This is a genomic window from Curtobacterium sp. LFS079, from assembly GCF_047977865.1.
In the GTDB taxonomy this organism is placed as follows: Bacteria; Actinomycetota; Actinomycetes; order Actinomycetales; family Micrococcaceae; genus Arthrobacter.
Genome location: NZ_JBFPFO010000002.1, coordinates 313,322 through 330,748, shown reverse-complemented (window position 1 = coordinate 330,748; position 17,427 = coordinate 313,322). Strand labels below are relative to the sequence as shown.

The 17,427-nt window shown below is 67.5% G+C and carries 19 protein-coding genes; 8 read left to right on the top strand and 11 right to left on the bottom strand.

The window, feature by feature from the left end:
• Position 1: 1 nt before the first annotated feature.
• The 3 genes from ACNQPB_RS04920 to ACNQPB_RS04910 all read right to left on the bottom strand — a co-directional run bounded on the left by ACNQPB_RS04920 (position 2) and on the right by ACNQPB_RS04910 (position 3,852).
• Positions 2 to 1,966 carry a bifunctional sugar phosphate isomerase/epimerase/4-hydroxyphenylpyruvate dioxygenase family protein gene (locus tag ACNQPB_RS04920; RefSeq protein WP_498749577.1) on the bottom strand — a complete coding sequence of 655 codons (1,965 nt, stop codon included), beginning with the start codon at positions 1,964 to 1,966 and terminating at the stop codon, positions 2 to 4.
• Positions 1,966 to 2,862: a shikimate dehydrogenase gene (locus ACNQPB_RS04915; RefSeq protein WP_498749576.1), complete on the bottom strand. Its 897-nt coding sequence runs from the start codon at positions 2,860 to 2,862 to the stop codon at positions 1,966 to 1,968. The genes ACNQPB_RS04920 and ACNQPB_RS04915 overlap by 1 nt, the downstream gene beginning before the upstream one ends.
• A gap of 219 nt (positions 2,863 to 3,081) precedes the next feature.
• Positions 3,082 to 3,852: an IclR family transcriptional regulator gene (locus ACNQPB_RS04910; protein ID WP_498749575.1), complete on the bottom strand. Its 771-nt coding sequence runs from the start codon at positions 3,850 to 3,852 to the stop codon at positions 3,082 to 3,084.
• Positions 3,853 to 4,016: 164 nt separating this feature from the next.
• On the opposite strand from ACNQPB_RS04910, the gene ACNQPB_RS04905 reads away from it, so the two are divergent.
• Both ACNQPB_RS04905 and ACNQPB_RS04900 read left to right on the top strand, forming a co-directional pair.
• On the top strand, positions 4,017 to 5,363 hold the full coding sequence (locus ACNQPB_RS04905; RefSeq protein WP_498749573.1) for an MFS transporter: 1,347 nt from the start codon (positions 4,017 to 4,019) through the stop codon (positions 5,361 to 5,363).
• Between the two features lie 189 nt (positions 5,364 to 5,552).
• Positions 5,553 to 5,789 (top strand): hypothetical protein, encoded by a 237-nt coding sequence (locus ACNQPB_RS04900; RefSeq protein ID WP_498749571.1) that lies wholly within the window; start codon positions 5,553 to 5,555, stop codon positions 5,787 to 5,789.
• A gap of 19 nt (positions 5,790 to 5,808) precedes the next feature.
• Here ACNQPB_RS04900 and ACNQPB_RS04895 read toward each other — a convergent pair whose 3' ends face one another.
• From ACNQPB_RS04895 to ACNQPB_RS04885, 3 genes are all read right to left on the bottom strand, one after another.
• Positions 5,809 to 6,096: a MoaD/ThiS family protein gene (locus tag ACNQPB_RS04895; protein WP_498749569.1), complete on the bottom strand. Its 288-nt coding sequence runs from the start codon at positions 6,094 to 6,096 to the stop codon at positions 5,809 to 5,811.
• An 8-nt stretch (positions 6,097 to 6,104) separates the two neighbouring features.
• Entirely contained in the window at positions 6,105 to 7,235 is a 1,131-nt protein-coding gene (locus ACNQPB_RS04890) for a WD40/YVTN/BNR-like repeat-containing protein (protein WP_498749568.1), read from the bottom strand.
• A gap of 86 nt (positions 7,236 to 7,321) precedes the next feature.
• Complete coding sequence (locus ACNQPB_RS04885; protein WP_498749566.1) at positions 7,322 to 7,522, bottom strand: hypothetical protein; 201 nt, start codon at positions 7,520 to 7,522, stop codon at positions 7,322 to 7,324.
• A gap of 217 nt (positions 7,523 to 7,739) precedes the next feature.
• Here ACNQPB_RS04885 and ACNQPB_RS04880 point away from each other — a divergent pair, with 217 nt between their 5' ends.
• Both ACNQPB_RS04880 and ACNQPB_RS04875 read left to right on the top strand, forming a co-directional pair.
• On the top strand, positions 7,740 to 8,012 hold the full coding sequence (locus ACNQPB_RS04880) for a DUF4190 domain-containing protein (protein WP_498749565.1): 273 nt from the start codon (positions 7,740 to 7,742) through the stop codon (positions 8,010 to 8,012).
• Between the two features lie 110 nt (positions 8,013 to 8,122).
• On the top strand, positions 8,123 to 8,677 hold the full coding sequence (locus ACNQPB_RS04875) for a universal stress protein (protein WP_498749563.1): 555 nt from the start codon (positions 8,123 to 8,125) through the stop codon (positions 8,675 to 8,677).
• 495 nt (positions 8,678 to 9,172) lie between these two features.
• Here ACNQPB_RS04875 and ACNQPB_RS04870 read toward each other — a convergent pair whose 3' ends face one another.
• From ACNQPB_RS04870 to ACNQPB_RS04855, 4 genes are read right to left on the bottom strand one after another with little or no spacing between them, the layout of a single operon-like run.
• A complete protein-coding gene (locus ACNQPB_RS04870) occupies positions 9,173 to 10,564 on the bottom strand; it encodes a GntP family permease (protein WP_498749561.1) in 1,392 nt (463 codons plus the stop codon).
• A 23-nt stretch (positions 10,565 to 10,587) separates the two neighbouring features.
• Positions 10,588 to 11,223, bottom strand: coding sequence for a bifunctional 4-hydroxy-2-oxoglutarate aldolase/2-dehydro-3-deoxy-phosphogluconate aldolase (locus ACNQPB_RS04865; RefSeq protein WP_498749560.1), 636 nt, complete (start codon positions 11,221 to 11,223; stop codon positions 10,588 to 10,590).
• Positions 11,220 to 12,878, bottom strand: a complete 1,659-nt coding sequence (locus tag ACNQPB_RS04860) for an N-acyl-D-amino-acid deacylase family protein (RefSeq protein WP_498749953.1) — start codon at positions 12,876 to 12,878, stop codon at positions 11,220 to 11,222. Before ACNQPB_RS04860 ends, ACNQPB_RS04865 begins: the two co-directional genes overlap by 4 nt.
• 26 nt (positions 12,879 to 12,904) lie before the next feature.
• Positions 12,905 to 14,251 carry a type III PLP-dependent enzyme domain-containing protein gene (locus ACNQPB_RS04855; protein WP_498749559.1) on the bottom strand — a complete coding sequence of 449 codons (1,347 nt, stop codon included), beginning with the start codon at positions 14,249 to 14,251 and terminating at the stop codon, positions 12,905 to 12,907.
• A 166-nt stretch (positions 14,252 to 14,417) separates the two neighbouring features.
• Here ACNQPB_RS04855 and ACNQPB_RS04850 point away from each other — a divergent pair, with 166 nt between their 5' ends.
• From ACNQPB_RS04850 to ACNQPB_RS04840, 3 genes are read left to right on the top strand one after another with little or no spacing between them, the layout of a single operon-like run.
• Positions 14,418 to 15,470: a sugar kinase gene (locus tag ACNQPB_RS04850; protein WP_498749557.1), complete on the top strand. Its 1,053-nt coding sequence runs from the start codon at positions 14,418 to 14,420 to the stop codon at positions 15,468 to 15,470.
• Positions 15,467 to 16,228, top strand: coding sequence for an IclR family transcriptional regulator (locus ACNQPB_RS04845; protein WP_498749556.1), 762 nt, complete (start codon positions 15,467 to 15,469; stop codon positions 16,226 to 16,228). Before ACNQPB_RS04850 ends, ACNQPB_RS04845 begins: the two co-directional genes overlap by 4 nt.
• A complete protein-coding gene (locus ACNQPB_RS04840; RefSeq protein WP_498749555.1) occupies positions 16,225 to 16,629 on the top strand; it encodes a RidA family protein in 405 nt (134 codons plus the stop codon). Before ACNQPB_RS04845 ends, ACNQPB_RS04840 begins: the two co-directional genes overlap by 4 nt.
• Positions 16,630 to 16,761: 132 nt before the next feature.
• Here ACNQPB_RS04840 and ACNQPB_RS04835 read toward each other — a convergent pair whose 3' ends face one another.
• Positions 16,762 to 16,947: a hypothetical protein gene (locus ACNQPB_RS04835; protein WP_498749553.1), complete on the bottom strand. Its 186-nt coding sequence runs from the start codon at positions 16,945 to 16,947 to the stop codon at positions 16,762 to 16,764.
• Between the two features lie 81 nt (positions 16,948 to 17,028).
• Here ACNQPB_RS04835 and ACNQPB_RS04830 point away from each other — a divergent pair, with 81 nt between their 5' ends.
• Positions 17,029 to 17,427, top strand: coding sequence for a VOC family protein (locus ACNQPB_RS04830; protein WP_498749551.1), 399 nt, complete (start codon positions 17,029 to 17,031; stop codon positions 17,425 to 17,427).

The window sequence follows — 17,427 nt, the reverse complement described above, 5'->3', positions numbered from 1 at the left end:
GTCAGCGTGGTTGCGTTTCGATGGTCGGTGGGCGGCGGACGTGCTCCAGGTGCAGCGAGTCGTACTGGACGGCGTGGCGCACCGGGGCGTTCGGGGCGCCGTAGCCGTCGTAGCCGCCGCGGCGTTCGACCATTTCGAAGAACACGCTGCCCACGGTGGCGGTGTAGAAGTGCAGGAACTCGCCGCTGGCATCGCGGTCGTAAAGCAGATTGAGCTCCTTGAGCGTGGCGAGGAAGCCGGGCTCCAGGCTGAAGCGGGCGGCCAGGTCCTCGTAGTAGTTCGCCGGGATCTGCAGGAACTCCAGGCCGCGGTCCCGGGCGTCACGGGCCAGGCCCACCAGGTCATCCACTGCGAAGGCGATGTGCTCCTGGTAGCTCTTGTGGCGGCCGTCCTGCTGGATCAGCGGGGCCAGGTTCAGGACCAGGCGCACGGCCCGGTCCGTGGTCTGCATGATCTGCGAGCGCACCAGGCCGGTGGGGCTGGGCACCTCGGCGAACGGCGCCGGTTCCAGGGCGAGCGCGCTCGTGTAGAAGAGGACGGCCTCGTCGAAATGCTGCCAGGGCTGGGCCAGGTTGACGTGGTCGATCACCGCGCCCGCACCGCCTGCGGCCGACATCCCGTCTCCGAATTCATGCGTCCACGCCGCCGTCCCGTCCGGGCTGCCCTGGCACAGGAAGATCTCGGTGGAGTCCGGGGCCGCGATGCCCTGGAAGACTTCCTCGTCCGCCTGAACCTTCCGCGGAACCACCGGCGCCTTGAGCTGCTGGGCGCGGGCGGAGGCAATCACCGGGGAGTCGACGTCGAAGCCCAGCGCCGCGATGGCCGGCTCGGCGTGCGAGGGCGCCTGTTCGTTGATGATCACGCGAGCGTGTCCCATGGTCCATAGCTGCACGTCCTTGGTGCGGTGGCGGCCCTCGAACTCGAAGCCCAGCTGGCCGAGGAGTTTCTCGAGGCCGGCGGTGTCGTCGGCCTTGACCTCGGCGAAGTTGAAGCCCGCCGGTTCGGCCACCTTGGGCAGCGTGGCCAGTTCCATCGGATAACGACGGCGGCCGGGCACTTTCGCGGGAGCGGCACCGTCCGCGGCGGACGCACCGCCGGCGGCACCGGCGTCGTTCGCGTCCAGGCTGTTCGCGTCCAGGCTGTTCGCGTCCAGCCACTTGGCGCTCTGCTCCTCCAGCCAGATCAGCGAACGCATCGCGTCCACGGCGGTGCGTTCGACGTCGGACTGGCGGAAGACGTCGTTGAAGACCTCAAGGGACACCGGACCGGCGTAGCCGGCGCGCACCACGTGGCCCATGAACTTGGCGAGCTCGAACTGTCCCTCCCCGGGGAAAACCCGGTAGTGGCGGCTCCAGGAGAGCACGTCCATGGAGAGCTTCGGGGCGTCCGCCACCTGCACGAAGAAGATTTTCTCCGGGCGGATGGCCTCGATGGGGGCGGTATCCCAGTCGCGGGAGAGGATGTGGAAGGAGTCCAGGCAGGTGCCGAGATTGGGGTGGTCCACCATTTCCACCAGGCGGTGGGCGTGCTCGTAGTCGTTGACGTACTTTCCCCAGGCCAGCGCCTCGTAGGCCACCTTCACGCCGTGCTCCCCGGCCAGCCGGGCGAGGCGACCGAGCTGCTCGGCGAGCAGGCCGTCGTCGTCGATTTCCGCGGTGGCCACGTTGCTGCACACCAGGATGGTGTCCATGCCCAGGCGGGACATCAGCTCAAACTTTGCCCCGGCGCGGCGCAGGTTTTCCTTGAGCAGTTCCTCGGGAACGCTGTCGAAGTCGCGGAAGGGCTGGTAGAGGTCCAGGCCCAGGCCGAGATCGGCGGCCATCTTGCGAACATCCTCGGGGCTGAGTGAAGAGGTGACGAGGTCCTGCTCGAAGATCTCGATGCCGTCGAAGCCCGCGATGGCGCAGGCCTGCATCTTCTCCTTGAGGGTGCCGGACAGGCATACCGTGGCGATTCCAGTGCGCATCAGGCGTTCACCCCGGCAACCGCAGCCTCTTCGGCGGCGATCAGTTCGAGGAAGTGTTCGCGCATCCGGTCGGCGTCGGCGTCGCGGCCGGTGAAGATGCGGAAGGCGTCGGCGGCCTGGCCCACGGCCATGCGTCCGCCGTCAAGCACCCGGCAGCCCTTTGCCCGGGCCTCGCGCACCAGCTGCGTCTCGATCGGCCGGTAGACAATGTCCGCCACCCAGTGGCGCGCTTCCACTAGGGACATGTCCAGCGGGGTACCCGGATGCGCGGCCATGCCCACCGGGGTGCAGTGCACCAGACCGTCGGCCAGCGGCATGAGCTGCGGCAGCTCCGCCGTCGAGCGGGCCGTCACGGTGGCCTCCGGGAAAAAGCCGGAAAGCTCGGCGGCGCGTTCGGCGCAGCGGGCGGGGTCCATGTCCACCAGGTCCAGCGTGCGGACGCCGGCGGACAGCAGGGCGTACGCGACGGCGGACCCGGCACCCCCCGCGCCCAGCTGTACCACGCGCTCCAGGTCTGCGCCCGGGAGGCCGCCGGCCAATGCTGCTCCGAAGCCGGAGAAGTCGGTGTTGTGCCCGATGAAGCGGCCGTCCCGGATGAGCACGGTGTTCACCGCGCCCAGGCGGCGGGCGTCGTCGGACACCTCATCCAGGTGTTCGAGCACCAGCTGCTTGCAGGGGTGCGTGATGTTCAGGCCGTTGAAGCCCATGCGGTGCGCGGCGGTGAGGAGATCGCCGACGGCGGTGCCCGGCAGTCCGAGCTCGAGCAGGTCGATGGGGCGGTAGAGGCAGCGCAGGCCCTGGCGGTCCGCCTCGCGCTCGTGCATGGCCGGCGTCAGCGACGGAAGGACGCCTTCACCGATCAGGCCCATCAGATGGGACTCGGCTCGAGTGCTCATGGTCATTGCTCCTTTGACAACTCCGACGGCGGCGGTTTCAAGGAAGCCCGGCGCCTTGCGGTATGAACCAGCTTACACAACGTGTTCACATATTGCACTAGTGTTCTTATCGCGAACTTTGCTCTGCCCGGACCCGGCGCGAACGTACAGTTGAGGCCCCTGAATCCGCCGATTCGGGGCCGCAACTGTACGTTCGCGCTCCATCGCCACGGGAAACAGTCACCGCTGAGGCAGGCGTGCGGAGAGCTCGGCGGCGGCGTCCTTCAGCAGCGGGACCGCGGCCCGGAGCTGCTCCACCGACATCCGGAATGCCGGGGCGGCCGTGGCAAGGGAGGCGAAGGCGACGCCCTGGCCGTTGAAGACCGGCACCGCAATGGCCCGCATGCCCACCTCGTTTTCCTCATCCATGAGCGCGTAGCCCTGGCGGCGGACCTTCTCGATTTCGGCCCGGAAGGCTTCGCGGTCGGTGATGGAAAATTCGGTGAGCGCCTCCAGCTCCAGGCCTTCGAGCAGTTCGGCGCGCTCGTCGTCGGCGGCGAAAGCCACCAGCGCCTTGCCCACCGCCGTCGTGTGCAGCATGCCCAGATGGCCGGGGTCGCTGGTGACGCGGAACATCTGGGGCCCGTCCACCTTGTTCACGGTGAGGTGGTGGTGCCCGTCCCGCACGGAGAGGATAGTGGCCTCACCGGTCGCCTCCGTCACCTTCTGCAGGATGGGCCGCGACGTGCCGGCAAAGCCGTGATGGTTCGAGACGCGCTGGCCGAGCTGGAAGACCCGCAGGCCCAGATGGTAGCGGCGGCCATCCGGCTCGTAGTCCACAAAACCGTCCCGCGTCAGGGAGCCCAGCAGGCGGTAGGTGGTGCTGAAGGGCAGATCGGCCTGCCGGGAGAGCTCGGAGGCGCTGGCTCCCTTGGGCTCATTGCCCAGCAATACCAGGAGGCCCAGGGCCTTGCCGATCATGTCCGTTTTGGTGTCCTCTTTGACGCTCATGAAGAAAGATTGCCACATCGTGAGAGCTATATCTAGATCGTGAATAATTTTCTTGACAGGTGACCGTACTCACAGCCATCATTTCTATATTGCACAAACAGCTCCCACATTGTGAGAGCTTGGGGAATTCAGATGCGACACCGTCGTCACACCGAAGGAACACCATGAGCCACACGATCCCGTCTGCGACGCCGGGGACCGGCGCCGCAGGCACACCGCAGTCAGGCACAACTCAGTCGGGTACGCCGAAGAAGGCGGCCCTCGCCAGCTTCCTGGGCAGCGCCGTCGAGTACTACGACTTCTTCATCTTCGGCTCCGCCGCGGCACTGATCTTCCCGCACGTCTTCTTCCCCAGCGCGGACGCCAACGCCGCCATCATGTCCTTCGCCACCTTCGGTTTCGCCTACATCGCGCGGCCGGTGGGCGCCGTGATCCTGGGGCACTTCGGCGACCGGATCGGCCGGCAGCGGGTTCTCATGTTCACATTGGTGCTCATGGGCGCGGCCACGTTCATCATCGGCTGCCTCCCGGACTTCAAGGCCATCGGATGGTGGGCACCGGCGCTGCTGGTGTTCGCCCGGCTCTGCCAGGGCCTCTCCGCCGCCGGCGAGCAGGCAGGCGCCTCCTCCATGACGCTTGAGCACGCCCCGGACAACCGCCGTTCCTTCTTCACCTCCTGGACCCTCACCGGCACCCAGGGCGGCCAGATCCTCGCGGCCCTCGTGTTCATTCCGGTGGTCGCCCTGCCGGACGAAGTCAAGTACGGCATCGGCTGGCGCATCCCGTTCTGGCTGAGCGCCGCCGTCGTGATCGTTGCGTACTTCATCCGCCGCACCCTGCACGAACCGCCTGCGTTCGCCGAGGCCAAGAAGAACCACCAGATCGCCAAGCTCCCCGTGGCCGACCTCCTGAAGCTGCACTGGCGCGACGTGCTCCGCGTGGTCTGCTGCGCCTTTATCGCCGCCGTCAGCACCGTGTTCGGCACCCTGGCCATCAAGTACGCCCAGGACGTTGCCCACGTCAGCAGCACCATCACCCTGTGGCTGGTGGTGGTCGCGAACATCGTGGCCCTGGGCACCCAGCCCCTGTTCGGCAAGCTCGCCGACCGGATCGGCCGCAAGCCCGTCTTCATCTACGGGGCCCTGGCCAGCGCCGTCATGACCCCCATGTTCCTGCTGACCCTGGAATCGGGCATGGTTCCGCTGATGTTCCTGGTGTCCGTGGCCTACTTCTCCTTCGGTTACGCCGCCGCGAACGCCGTATGGCCGTCCTTCTACGGTGAAATGTTCAGCACCAAAGTGCGGTTCTCCGGACTGGCCATCGGCACGCAGCTCGGCTTCCTGATGGCCGGCTTCGCCCCGGCGATCGTCACCGCCATCGGCGGCACCAAGGCCGGCGGCTGGGTGCAGATCAGCCTCTTCACCGGCGCCATCTGCCTGATCGCCGCGGTCTCGGCGAGCACCGCCCGCGAGTCCTTCAAGACCCCGACGGCGGAACTCGGCTCGAGGTAGCCCCGGCACCGCCCGCCGTCGAGCCCTTCCAAACAGCGCGAACGTACAGTTGAGGCCCCGAATCTGCGGATTTCGGGGCCTCAACTGTACGTTCGCGCGAGTTAAACGGGGCTGAAACCGCCCTGCAACATTCGCCCTCCACACTGGAAGTGCCGGCAAACGCTGGCAGCTCCAGCCAAGGAGGCCACCATGTTGAAGGAAGTACCAGTCCAAACCACCCGAATCCGCACCCTTGACCAGCTGCACCGCGGCGACAAGATCGAGGCCCGCCTCTCTGTCGGACCCGCCTACGATGACGTGGTCATCCGCAGGGGAAGCGTCCAGGAGACCGCGCCGGGCATCGGTGTCGTGTGGATCATGGACCAGCTGAGCGGCCTGCGCAAGGCCATCAATACGGACGAATGCACCCTCTGGCGAGTGGCCTGAGCCAGCCCGCCCCACTGTTTCAACCGCCGGCCACGGATTGGATGATCAACACCTCCTGGCCGGCAGCCACTTCGGTATCCAAGCCTTTCAAGCGCCGGACCTCCTCGCCGTTGACGTAAATATTCACGTAACGGCGGAGGGCACCGGTCTCGTCCCGGAGCCTCCGGGCAAGCACCGGGTAGTCCCCGGTCACTGCGTCAAGCAGCGCACTCACAGTCACGGCCCCGCCGGCGGGCGCAGTCAGTACGGACTGCCCGCCGGCGAGAGGCTGGAGGACACTCGGCAACACCACGGTGATGTCAGGCAAGACCGCTCCTAGACTGCGGCGCCGGACGGAACCGCCGCACCATCCAGAACCGCTGCCCGGACGCACAACACGTCCGGCAGGTGCGAAACCACTTCCCGGAACGTTTCGCCCTCGTCCGCGCTGGCGTAGACCTCGCCGCCGCGCGTGCCGAAGTACACGCCCACCGGCTCGGCGGTGTCCACCGACGCGGCGTCACGGAGCACCGCGTTGTACTCGTGGTCCGGCAAACCGGTGTCCAGCCGCTTCCAGGTGCCGCCGGCGTCGTCCGTCCGGTGCACGGCGAGCCGGCCGTCCGGCGGGATCCGCTCGCCGTCGGCCTTCATCGGAACCACCCAGGCGGTGCCGGACCGGCGCGGGTGGGTGAGCATCACGAAACCGAAATCGGCCGGCAGCCCCTCCGCGATCGATTCCCAGTTCTCGCCGCCGTCATCCGTGCGGTACACCCCGTGGTGGTTCTGCGCGTAAAGCCGGCCCTCGACGGCGGCATCCGCGGCGATCTTGTGCACGCACTGGCCAAACTCCGGGTTGGGATCCGGCATGAAGTAGGCCGAAATCCCCTTGTTCCGCGCCTCCCAGGAGGCACCGCCGTCGAGCGATCTGTAGACGCCACCGGTGCTCATGGCGATGTGCACCTTCTCGCCGGAAGGGTCCACCACGATCGAGTGGGCCGCCGCGCCGCCATAGCCGGCACCCCATTCGCTGCGGTGCGGGTGGTCCCACAGGCCGCGGTTCAGCTCGAAGTGCTCGCCGCCGTCGGTGGACTTCCAGACGGAAATCGGTTCGCAGCCCGCCCAGACGACGCCGGGCCGGGACTCGGCGTCAGGGTAGATCTGCCAGATGCGCTCCAGCGCGGCCTCGGTGTCTGAGGGAAAGGAAATGGCGCCCTGTTCCGGTTCGGTCCAGGTGGCGCCAAGGTCATCGGAGTGGGCCACGGTGGGCCCCCAATGCTCGGACCGCACGCCGACCATGATGCGCGGGGAATCCCCACGGGTATCGATCCCGATGCTGGGGATCTCGCTCATGAGGAAGTGCGGGCCGGTGAGGGACCATTCCTTGCGGTCTGTGCTGTGCGCCAGCCACAAGCCCTTTTTGGTCCCGATCGCCAAGATGTAACTCTCTGCGTTAGCCATGGTCCCCATGCAACCACCCGCACCAGCGGGCCGCAACGGTTTTTTCCGGCGGCCCGCCGGTCCGCATGATCCAGGAACACCTAACCCAGGAACACCTAATCCACGAACTCCGACTGGGTCTCGATGAAGTCCCAGTCGGCTGCGCTCAGCCCGCCGGCGGGATCGTCCGGATGCGGTCCGCCCGCTTCGGCGATTCCCTGGAGCACCGTCAAAGGCAGCTCCGTGACGCGCAGGTTTTCCCGCAGCCATTCCTTGTGTTCAAGGTCCAGATCCAGCCACCACATGAAGATCTCCATGCGGACCACCCCTTTCTGTGCCTTAACGCTAGGCCCGCACCGTGGGCGCAGCAATAGCCGGGACAGCCCCGGACCCGGAAAATGCCCGCTCCCGTCCGGAAATATTTGCGCCGCCGGTATGCCCAATTGCCGCAGGAATTGGTAGCTTGATCCTGCCGTTCCGCACAGCGCGGGCACGGGGGACCCACACCGTCCGGATCGAAAGGATCTCCATTCCATGAGCACACCCCAGTACCAGCAACCCATCACCTACGCGGCACAACCGCCCAAGACCAACGGGCTGGCCATCGCCGCCCTCGTTTCCTCGTTCTTCATCAGCCTCCTGGGCGTCATCCTCGGGCACATCGCCCTGAACCAGATCAAGAACACCGGCGAAGGCGGCCGCGGGCTGGCCATCGCGGGCCTGGTGATCGGTTACCTCGGAATTGTCGTCGGAATCATCATCGTGATCGTCAGCGTCTCGATGGCGGCGTCCTACAGAAACATGTGACCTTCCCGCTTCGCCAGGGCCCCGTCCGGATCATTGCCGGGCGGGGCCTGTTGCGTATCCGGCGGCGGCCCGGCCTGTTCATTGGCCTGGCGTCGCGCGACAATTTGAGTATGTCTGACGGCTTCAGCGGACGGGCCCCGTTGCTTCTCGGCATCGTGCCCGAGCAGCATCCCGAGGTGTTCCAGACGGCAGCCACCTTCGCCCAGCGCCTCGACGCACCCTTGGTGTGCGCCTACGTGGACGAGGCCAGCTATCTCGTCGAATGGGACCCCGCCCGGGACACCCACCGCTTGTCACTGCACCCGGAAAAGGACAACGCCGACATCGCCGCCATGCGCCAAGGATTGAAGGGACGCATCACCGAACTCGCCCAGGGCACCGGGCTGGAATGGACCCTGCGGCTCCTGGCCGGCGACCCCGCCCGCGCGATCGGCCGGCTGGCAGCGGAAATCAACGCCTCCATGATCATCGTGGGCAGCCCTGAGCCCGGGATCGGGCACCGGATTTCCGAGGCCTTGAACGGTTCGGTGGCGTCCTGGCTGAGCCATCACCAGAGCCGGCCGGTGCTGATCGTGCCGCTCGCCAAGGCAGTCCAGACCCGGCACGCACACCGGGCCGGGGACGAGATGGACGAGGACCGCGAGGACGGTCCCGCCTCCACGTGAACCGCCCGGGAACCGCCTGAAGACGACCCGGAAAGCCAAAACAGGTCGGTTGAAACTAAAGCAAAAGTACTTATTCGAGGTGGTGGCGGTGCGGGAAATCGGCACGTAAGCTGAATGACAGCAGGAACCGCAAGGCACCTGCCCAAAGGCTGCTCCGGAGTGCGTATCCCCCAATAACGCACTCCGGAGCTCCTTTGTTTAAGCCCCAGCCAAGGCCCCTGCCCACGGCGCCCCGGCCCTGAAACGAGGCCCCTTTGGGCCATTGCTCCTGCAGATCAGGCGGGCTGGAGGCCTCCGACCCCTCCTGATCTGCAGGATTAACCACGAGACCTGGCCCAGGGACCGGGCGTCACCTCCGCTGTTAACCAACGGCCGCCTCGCTGAAGCGCCCAGGCGCCCCCCACGCAGGCTGTGCCGTTAACGCACGACGGCGGGCGGCCACCCGGGCGGCAAACGCGCCGGAGGTGGCCACCCGCCGTCGGGGGCTGGCAAATGCTAGACGAACTGGTACAGCAGCGCCGACATGCCGAAACCGACCACGGAGAGCACGGTTTCCAGCACGGTCCAGGTCTTCAGGGTGTCCTTGACGGACATGTTGAAGTACTTGGAGATGATCCAGAAGCCGCCGTCGTTGACGTGGCTGGCGATGATCGAGCCGGAGGAGATCGCCATGACGATCAAGGCGAGCTGCGGCTGCGAGTAATGCCCGGACGTGAGGGCCGGGGCCAGGATGCCACCGGTGGTCACGATGGCCACGGTGGCCGAACCTTGGGCGATACGCATGCCGCAGGCGATCACGTACGCGGAAAGGATCACGGGGAGGCCGGCCGTGGCCAGGGTGTCCGCGACGGCCTTGCCCACGCCGGTTGCCGAGAGCACGGCTCCGAAGAATGCACCGGCGCCGACCACCAGCAGGATCATGCCCACCGGCTTCAGGGAGGCGGAGCTGAGGTCGGACAGGTCCTTGGCCGACATGCCGCGCCGGATGCCGAGCAGCCACATGGACAGGGCCACGGCGACAGTCAGGGCGATGGCCGGGTTGCCCAGGAAGACCAAGACGTCGCGCAGGGCGCCCGCGGGCAGGAACACGTTGCCGAAGGTCGCGCCGAGGATCAGCAGCATGGGCAGGCCGATGGCGAGGGCCACCAGGCTCATGGGCGGCTCGTGCCCCTTGGCTTCCTCGGCCTCCGGGATCACGCGGTCTTCGGGGACGCTGACGCTCACGCGCTTGCCGATCCAGGTGCCCCAGAGAATGCCGGAGGCAAACCAAGCCGGGATGCCGCAGGCGAGGCCCATGATGATGATCCAGCCCAGTTCGACGTGGAAGAGCCCGGCCGCGGCCACGGGGCCGGGGTGCGGGGGCAGGAAGGCGTGGGTCACGGAGAGGCCGGCGAGAAGCGGCAGGGCGTACAGGGCCAGTGACTTCCCGCCGCGCACCGCAGCGACGTAGACCAGGGGCGCGAGGACGAAGATGCCGATGTCGAAGAAGACCGGAATGCCGAGCACGAAGCCGGTGACGCCCATGGCGATCGGCGTGCCTTTTTCGCCGAAGACCTTCACGAGCTTGCCGAGCAGCACCTCCGCGCCGCCGGATCGTTCGAGGATGGCGCCCAGCACCGTGCCGAGGCCGATGATCAGGGTGATGTGCCCGAGGATTCCGGCGAAGCCCTTTTCAATGAGGGCGTCGCCGCTCTTGACGGGTGAACCGACAAGAGCTTCGACGGTCACACCGCCCACGAGGGCCACCAGGACGCTGGTGCCCACCAGGGCGATGAACGGTTCGACCTTGAGCCTGATGATCAGGAAAAGCAGGAGCGCGATGCCCACGCCCGCGAGCAGGAGCAGGCCAGCTGTGTCGTGCCGCAGCCAGTCCAGGAATTCATTCATTGATCTTCCTTTCCGGTGGGTTCCTACTTGAGGGCGCCGGTGAACGCGGCGGCCCTGGCTGAGATGTCTGCCCAGTCGCCGGCGGCGACAGCGGCGGGGGGCACAACGCTGGTTCCGCAGCAGACCGCGGCGGCTCCGGCGTCGAGGTAGCCCTTGGCGTTGGAGGCGTCGATGCCGCCGGAGGGCAGGAGCTTGATGCCCGGGTAAGGTCCCTGAAGGTCCTTCAGGTACACCGGTCCAAGCTGGCGGGCGGGGAAGATCTTCACCGCGGCCGAGCCGAGGTCCAGGGCCTGGGCCACCTCCGTGGGGGTCATGGCGCCGAGGCTGAACGGGATGCCCGCCTTGACGGCCACCTCGGCCACCTCCGGGCGGAGGCCCGGAGTGACGAGGAACTTCGCGCCGGCGTCGATGGCGGCCTTGGCCTGGTCCGCGGTGAGGACGGTGCCGATTCCTACGGCGGCGCCGTGCTCCGCGGCGGTGTCCGCTGCGCGGCGCACATGGGCGAGGGCGTCCGGCGTCGTGAAGGTCAGCTCCACGGAGCGGATGCCGCCGGAGGCCAGGGCGTGGCACAGCTCGGCGGCGTCCGGGATGCCGGGCGCGCGGACGACGGCGAGGGTGCGGTCCGCCTCCAGCTGCTGTATGAATTCTTCGGGAGTCATGCGTGGATACCTTCTGTCGGGGTTGTTCGGGTGCGGCCGTCGGGGCTGCGCCGCAAGGCACGGCCGGCCCGGGCACCGGTGGGCCGGCCGCCGTCGATCACTGCCGTGCCGTTGACGAACACGTAGTGGATGCCGGCTGCCGGCTGGCGGGGGTTTTCAAAGGTGGCGGTATCGCGGACGGTCTCCGGGTCGAAGAGGACCAGGTCCGCGGCGTAGCCTTCGCGGACCAGGCCGCGGCGGTCGAGCTTGAGCCGCGCGGCCGGCCGGCCGCTCAAGTGGTGGACGGTTTCCTCCAGGCTCATCAGGCCCAGCTCCCGGCTGTAGTGGCCGAGGTAGCGCGGGAACGTGCCCCACGCCCGCGGATGCGGCTTGCCGCCCACCAGCAGTCCGTCGCTGCCGCCGGTGTGCGTGCGGTGCACCATGATGGCGCGGACGTTTTCCTCGTGGCCCACGTGCTGCAGGATGCCGGTGCCGCAGCGGTCATCGAGCAGGATCCGGGTGAAGACCTCGAACGGTTCGCGGCCTTCGTCCTCCGCGATCTGAGCAATGGTGCGGCCCACGTAGCCGGCGAGCGCCTGGTTCTGCACGCCGCTGATTTCCAGGGTGTCCCATTCGGCCACCACGCCGTGGCAGCCGTCCGAGCCGTAGATTTCCACGGCCTCCCGGATCCTCGCCGAAGCTTCCGGATCGCGGAGCCGGTCGAGGGTGGCGTCGGTGCCGCCGGAGGAGGCCCAGCTGGGCAGGATCGCCGAGAGGGTGGTGGCGCCGGGAAGGTACGGGTAGGTGTCCAGGGTGATGTCCACGCCGGCGTCCAGGGCCTCGTCGATCAGGGCCAGCAGTTCACCCGCTCGGCCCTTGTTCTCGGCGAAGTTCATGGTGGCGTGGGACAGGTGCAGGGCGCAGCCTGTGTCCCGGCTCAGCCCGATCATTTCGGCGTAGGCGGCGAGGGCTCCCTTGCCGTAGGAGCGGTGGTGCGGCGCGTAGAAGCCGCCCAGCTCGCCGACCACGCTGCACAGCGCCCCGAGTTCCTCGGTGGTGGCGTACATGCCGGGCGTGTAGGTCAGCCCGGAGGACATTCCGACGGCGCCCTCCGCCATCGCGGTCCGGACCACCTCGCGCATCTGCTCCAGTTGTTCCGGGCTGGCCTCGCCTTCGTCGAAGCCCATGACGAGCGCCCGGACGGTGCCCTGCGGCACGAGGTAGGCGGCGTTCGTGGCGATCCGGCCGCCGTCGAACTCCGCATCCAGGCGGTCCAGGTACTCCCCCACGGTGCGCCAGTCCCAGTCGAAGTCCTCCGGGTTGTCGTTCCAGCCGGCGATTTTCTGGCGGATGCCGGACAGGGTGGCGTCGTCCACGGGTGCGTAAGACAGCCCGTCCTGGCCCAGGAGCTCCGTGGTGACGCCCTGGCTGAGCTTGGCATAGTGCTCCGGGGTGACCAGCACCTGCAGGTCCGAGTGGGCGTGCATGTCGATGAAGCCCGGGCTGAGGACCAGTCCCGTGGCGTCGATGGTGCGCCCGGCGCCGGTCCCGGCCGCGGTGAGGCTGCCGGCGTCGGCGATCCTTGCAATGCTGGTGCCGTCCACCAGGACGTCCGCGTTCCGGCGGGGCTCTCCGGTGCCGTCGATGAGGACGGCGTTGCTGATGAGGGTCTTCATCCTGTTCTCCACAAGAATCATGGCTCCTAGAAGAAGGTATGGATGAGGTCGACGACGGTCTGGTCACCATCCGTATCGGCCAGCACCGGGATCAGCGTCCATTTGTCGAAGGCCGTGCACGGGTGGGAAAGGCCCAGCCGCACCACGTCACCCGGCTGAACCGTGGTGGTGGCGGGGTCGAAGCTCAGGAAGGAGTGCTGGTCGTTCACCGCGGTGATCTCGGCGCCTTCCAGCGGGGTCATGGGTCCGCCGAGTGCAGGTCCGATCAGCTGCGGGCGCGGCAGTCCTTCGTCCACGGGAAGGTCGCGTTTGCCGGCGTCGAGCAGGGCCAGGCCGGGCTCCGGCTGGGATACCACGCGGGCCCAGCCGTGCATGGCGGAGCTGAAGGGCTGCCCGCCGTGCCGGGAGAACGGCGAGATCACCCGGTAGAAGCCGTCGTCGTGGATGATGTAGGCGCCGCTGCGGATGAGCAGCTCGACCTTCGGGCCGGCGTCGTCGCCTTCCGTGATGCAGGGTGAGAGGACGTCGACGACGTCGTCGAAGTAGGCGCTGCCGCCGGCGGTGACGATCAGCTCGTCCGAGCCGTAGAGCCCGTCCGCGAGCAGTTGCTCGTGCAGCTCCAGCATCTGCCCCAGGTAACCGCGCACCGCGGCGAGCGCATCGGCGTCGGCGGTGTGCGCGAGGGAGCCTTCGTAGCCGCTGACGCCGACGAGCCGCACATGCGGTGAGGCCGCCGCGGCGCGGGCCACCTCGAGGGCGGCGTCGATTCCGCGGGCGCCGGTGCGTCCGCCGTGGGCGCCGAGCTCCACCAGGACGTCCAGCACGGCGCTGCTTCCGGCGGCTTCAAGGGTGCGGCCGATCAGCTCCACCGTGGCCACGGAATCCACCCAGGACAGGATGGTCTGGCCTGCATTTTCAGGCTGCCCGGGTCCGGTGACCGAGGCGACCCATTCGATGGCGTGCGGATCGGTGAGGCTGTTGGCCAGCTGCAGCTTGCGCACGCCGAATTCGCGGGCCACGCGGAGCTGGGCGAAGTTGGCCAGGGTGATGCCCCAGGCGCCGCGTTCCAGCTGTTCGGCCCAGAGCTGCGGGGCCATGGTGGTCTTGCCATGCGGGGCGAGTTTCACGCCCTTTTCGACGCACCAGGCGGCCAGCCGATCGGCGTTGGCTTCCAGCGCGCGGCCGTCAAGCGTGAGCAGGGGCGTCTGGAGCTCGGCCAGTGTATGGCACGCATGGATGAAGTCGCCGGCAGTCGTCCCGTTCGCGTCAGCGGGCACGGCTTTGTGCCGCCAGCTCAGCGAGGTCGCAGAAAGCCGCGCGACGGCGTCGGCGGCTATGGCGGGGGCTGTTGATCCGGCTTCGGAGGTGGACATGTTCACCAATCTGTTCCCTTCACGGGGCCGGTCGGTCATTGTCCGGCACACCAAGGATCTGCGTTGCGTATTTTGCAACGCTGGTTGCAAAGCTGTTGCAGATATGTCTAACATGGTCCCGGATTGGGCGTCAAGGCCCCGGTATACCTGAAGTAAGGGGAGCTTTATGCCAACAGCTGTCTGCATCGGCGAGACCATGGCCATGCTCACCCCCGTGAACGGGGTCCCCCTGCACCGGGCCGAGGAACTGCACTGCAGCATCGGCGGAGCCGAGTCCAATGTCGCTATGGGCTTGGCCGCAATGGGCCTCGACGCGCACTGGGTGGGCCGCGTTGGCCACGACGGATTCGGCACCCGGATCATCGAAGACCTCAGGGACCACGGTGTGGGCGTCACGGGCGTCGAGGTGGACCCCGGCCTCCCCACCGGCCTGTACGTCAAGGTCCCCGCCCAGGAATCCGATCCCGACGCCGGCAGCTCGGTCCTGTACTACCGGCACGGTTCCGCCGCGTCCGCCATGGCCCCGGCCACCCTGGCCAATCCGGCGGTTGCCGAGCTGATCGGCAAAGCCGGGCTCATCCACCTCAGCGGCATCACCGCCGCGCTGTCCGCCGACTGCCGTGCGCTCCTTGAGGTCCTGCTCAAGGCTCCGCGCAGCGGCCGCCTCATCACCTTCGACGTCAACTGGCGCCCCGCGCTCTGGGCCGGGCAGGACAAGTCGGTGCTGCGGCAGCTGGCCAACCTCGCGGACATCGTGCTGGTGGGCAAGGACGAAGCCGGGCACGCCTTCGGCACCACGGACGAAGGCGAGCTCCGCGCGCTCATGCCGGATCCCGCCGTCGTTGTCATCAAGAACGAGGCGATCAGCGCCATCGCGCTGCACCGCGACGGCGGCCGGGACGAAGTGCCGGCGCTCTCCGTGGAGGTGGTGGAACCGGTGGGCGCGGGAGATTCCTTTGCCGCCGGGTACCTCAGCGGCGTGCTGTTCGGGCTCAGCCAGAAGGCCAGCCTGCGCCGCGGGCACGCCGCCGCGGCCTGCACGCTGACCGTGCACGGAGACCGCGGACCGCTCCCCGACGCGGATGAACTCGCAGCAATCCTGGAATGCAGCGATGAGCAATGGGCCGGGATCCGGGTCAGCCCGGGCCACTTCGACGTGCCGGCGGCGTCAGATGCCGGCCAGGCAAAGGCCCCGGCCGAAGGGAGCGTGGCACCGTGAGCCAGAGCCTACTCCGCGCGATCGACCTCCTGAACGAGCTCGCCGCGAAGCCCGCCACCTTGGACGAGCTCGCCCGCAGCTCCTCCGTGCACAAGACCACCGTGATGCGCCTGCTGCACGCCATGGAGGAGAAGCGCATGGTGGTGCGCGATGACGAACAGCGCTTCCGCCTCGGCTCCAAGCTGTTCGAGCTGTCCTCCCTCGCCCTGGAGCAGCGCGACATCCGCGAGGTGGCGCGCCCGCACCTGGCCGAGCTGAATGCCCGCACCGGGCACACCGTGCACCTGGCGGCCTTCGAAGGCAAGGACGTGGTGTACATCGACAAGTTCGAGTCCCACCACCCCGTGCGGATGTATTCGCGGATCGGCCTCACGGCGTCGCTGCACTCGGCCGCCGTCGCGAAGGTCCTGCTGGCGGACATGCCGCGCGCGCGGCAGGAGAAGATCGCCGCGGAACTGGACTACGTCAAAGTCACCGAGAACACCCTTACCTCCCCCGAGGCCCTGCTGGCCGAGCTGGACGTGGTCAGGACCCAGGGCTGGGCCCATGACAACGCCGAACACGAAGCGTTCGTGCACTGCATCGCGGCCCCCATCCGGGACGCGAGCGGCGCCGTCGTTGCGGCGGCATCCTGCTCCGTGCCGATTGTCATGCTCGACTACGAAGGCCTGATGGGCCTGCTCCCCGAACTGAAAGCAACCACCGCAGCCATTTCACAAGATCTCGGCTGGACCCCACCTGAAAGGAACGCAGCATGAGCGCCAAGACCATCGTCCGTACCGAGAACGCCCCCGCACCGGCCCACACCTTCTCCCAGGGCGTGAAAAAGGGCGGCTTGTTCCAGGTGTCCGGCCAGGGCCCCATGGACCCGGCCACCAACCAGTACATCGGCGACGGCGATGTCCGCGTCCAGACCCGCCGCACCCTGGAGAACGTCAAAGCCATCCTCGAAGCCGGCGGTTCCTCGGTGGAAGACGTCATCATGTTCCGCGTCTACCTCACCACCCGCGACGACTTCGCCGCCATGAACGAGGTCTACGGCGAGTTCATCAACGAGAACGTCCCCAGCGGCCAGCTCCCCAGCCGCACCACGGTCTTCGTCGACCTGCCCCACGAGGTCATGCTCGTCGAGATCGACGCCCTGGCTGTCACTGCCTAGTTTTTCGCTTCTTTCGGTTTAGCGCCCGACGCCGGTCCCCGCCTTTCGGTGGGGACCGGCGTCGGGCGTTTGCGCGCCTGTTTCGGTGGTTCCGCGGAGCATGCAAAGAAGCTCGGCTACACCCCGGGAAGCTCAGGAAATGGTGGCGAAGAGATGCCGAGCCAGGAGATTCCCCGGTCGTACTTCTTCAGATAGGAAATGAGCGCTGTGGGCAGTGTCTGCCCACAGCGCCTGAATCACGATCGCAGGATCTTGCATGTGGCTCATGGCATTTTGGAATGCCATGATGACGCGGTCGGCTTCCGTTGATTCATCCATGACTACAGCCTCCCACCCTAATCTGGGACCGTAGGATCGGCACACACAGCCGGAACCGAGAACCCGAGCAAGGAGATGCCCATGCAGGCCAGGATCCATGTGACCAGCGTCTTTGTCGACGACCAAGCCAAGGCCCTGGAGTTCTACACCGAAAAGCTGGGATTCGTCCCCAAGGAAGACGTGCCGGTCGGGGATTACCGATGGCTGACCGTGGTCGGCGCAGGCGAACCCGAGGGCACCCAGCTCCTGCTCGAGCCGGACCAGCACCCCGCGGCGAAAGCCTACAAGCAGGCGCTCGTGGCGGACGGCATCCCGGCTGCGTCCTTCGCCGTTGACGACGTCGAGGCCGCCCACCAGGAACTCGAAGCAAAGGGCGTCGCCTTCACTCAGCCGCCGACCCCCATGGGCCCCGTCGTCACCGCCGTTTTGGACGATACCTGCGGGAACCTCATCCAGCTCGTGAGCCGGCCCGCGGCTTAG

Bases quoted from the DNA above. Each gene is read 5' to 3' on its own strand.
- ACNQPB_RS04920 (WP_498749577.1), bottom strand. From the start codon at position 1,966: ATGCGCACTGGAATCGCCACGGTATGCCTGTCCGGCACCCTCAAGGAG.
- ACNQPB_RS04915 (WP_498749576.1), bottom strand. From the start codon at position 2,862: ATGAGCACTCGAGCCGAGTCCCATCTGATGGGCCTGATCGGTGAAGGC.
- ACNQPB_RS04910 (WP_498749575.1), bottom strand. From the start codon at position 3,852: ATGAGCGTCAAAGAGGACACCAAAACGGACATGATCGGCAAGGCCCTG.
- ACNQPB_RS04905 (WP_498749573.1), top strand. From the start codon at position 4,017: ATGAGCCACACGATCCCGTCTGCGACGCCGGGGACCGGCGCCGCAGGC.
- ACNQPB_RS04900 (WP_498749571.1), top strand. From the start codon at position 5,553: ATGTTGAAGGAAGTACCAGTCCAAACCACCCGAATCCGCACCCTTGAC.
- ACNQPB_RS04890 (WP_498749568.1), bottom strand. From the start codon at position 7,235: ATGGGGACCATGGCTAACGCAGAGAGTTACATCTTGGCGATCGGGACC.
- ACNQPB_RS04885 (WP_498749566.1), bottom strand. From the start codon at position 7,522: ATGGAGATCTTCATGTGGTGGCTGGATCTGGACCTTGAACACAAGGAA.
- ACNQPB_RS04880 (WP_498749565.1), top strand. From the start codon at position 7,740: ATGAGCACACCCCAGTACCAGCAACCCATCACCTACGCGGCACAACCG.
- ACNQPB_RS04875 (WP_498749563.1), top strand. From the start codon at position 8,123: ATGTCTGACGGCTTCAGCGGACGGGCCCCGTTGCTTCTCGGCATCGTG.
- ACNQPB_RS04870 (WP_498749561.1), bottom strand. From the start codon at position 10,564: ATGAATGAATTCCTGGACTGGCTGCGGCACGACACAGCTGGCCTGCTC.
- ACNQPB_RS04865 (WP_498749560.1), bottom strand. From the start codon at position 11,223: ATGACTCCCGAAGAATTCATACAGCAGCTGGAGGCGGACCGCACCCTC.
- ACNQPB_RS04860 (WP_498749953.1), bottom strand. From the start codon at position 12,878: ATGAAGACCCTCATCAGCAACGCCGTCCTCATCGACGGCACCGGAGAG.
- ACNQPB_RS04855 (WP_498749559.1), bottom strand. From the start codon at position 14,251: ATGTCCACCTCCGAAGCCGGATCAACAGCCCCCGCCATAGCCGCCGAC.
- ACNQPB_RS04850 (WP_498749557.1), top strand. From the start codon at position 14,418: ATGCCAACAGCTGTCTGCATCGGCGAGACCATGGCCATGCTCACCCCC.
- ACNQPB_RS04840 (WP_498749555.1), top strand. From the start codon at position 16,225: ATGAGCGCCAAGACCATCGTCCGTACCGAGAACGCCCCCGCACCGGCC.
- ACNQPB_RS04835 (WP_498749553.1), bottom strand. From the start codon at position 16,947: ATGGATGAATCAACGGAAGCCGACCGCGTCATCATGGCATTCCAAAAT.
- ACNQPB_RS04830 (WP_498749551.1), top strand. From the start codon at position 17,029: ATGCAGGCCAGGATCCATGTGACCAGCGTCTTTGTCGACGACCAAGCC.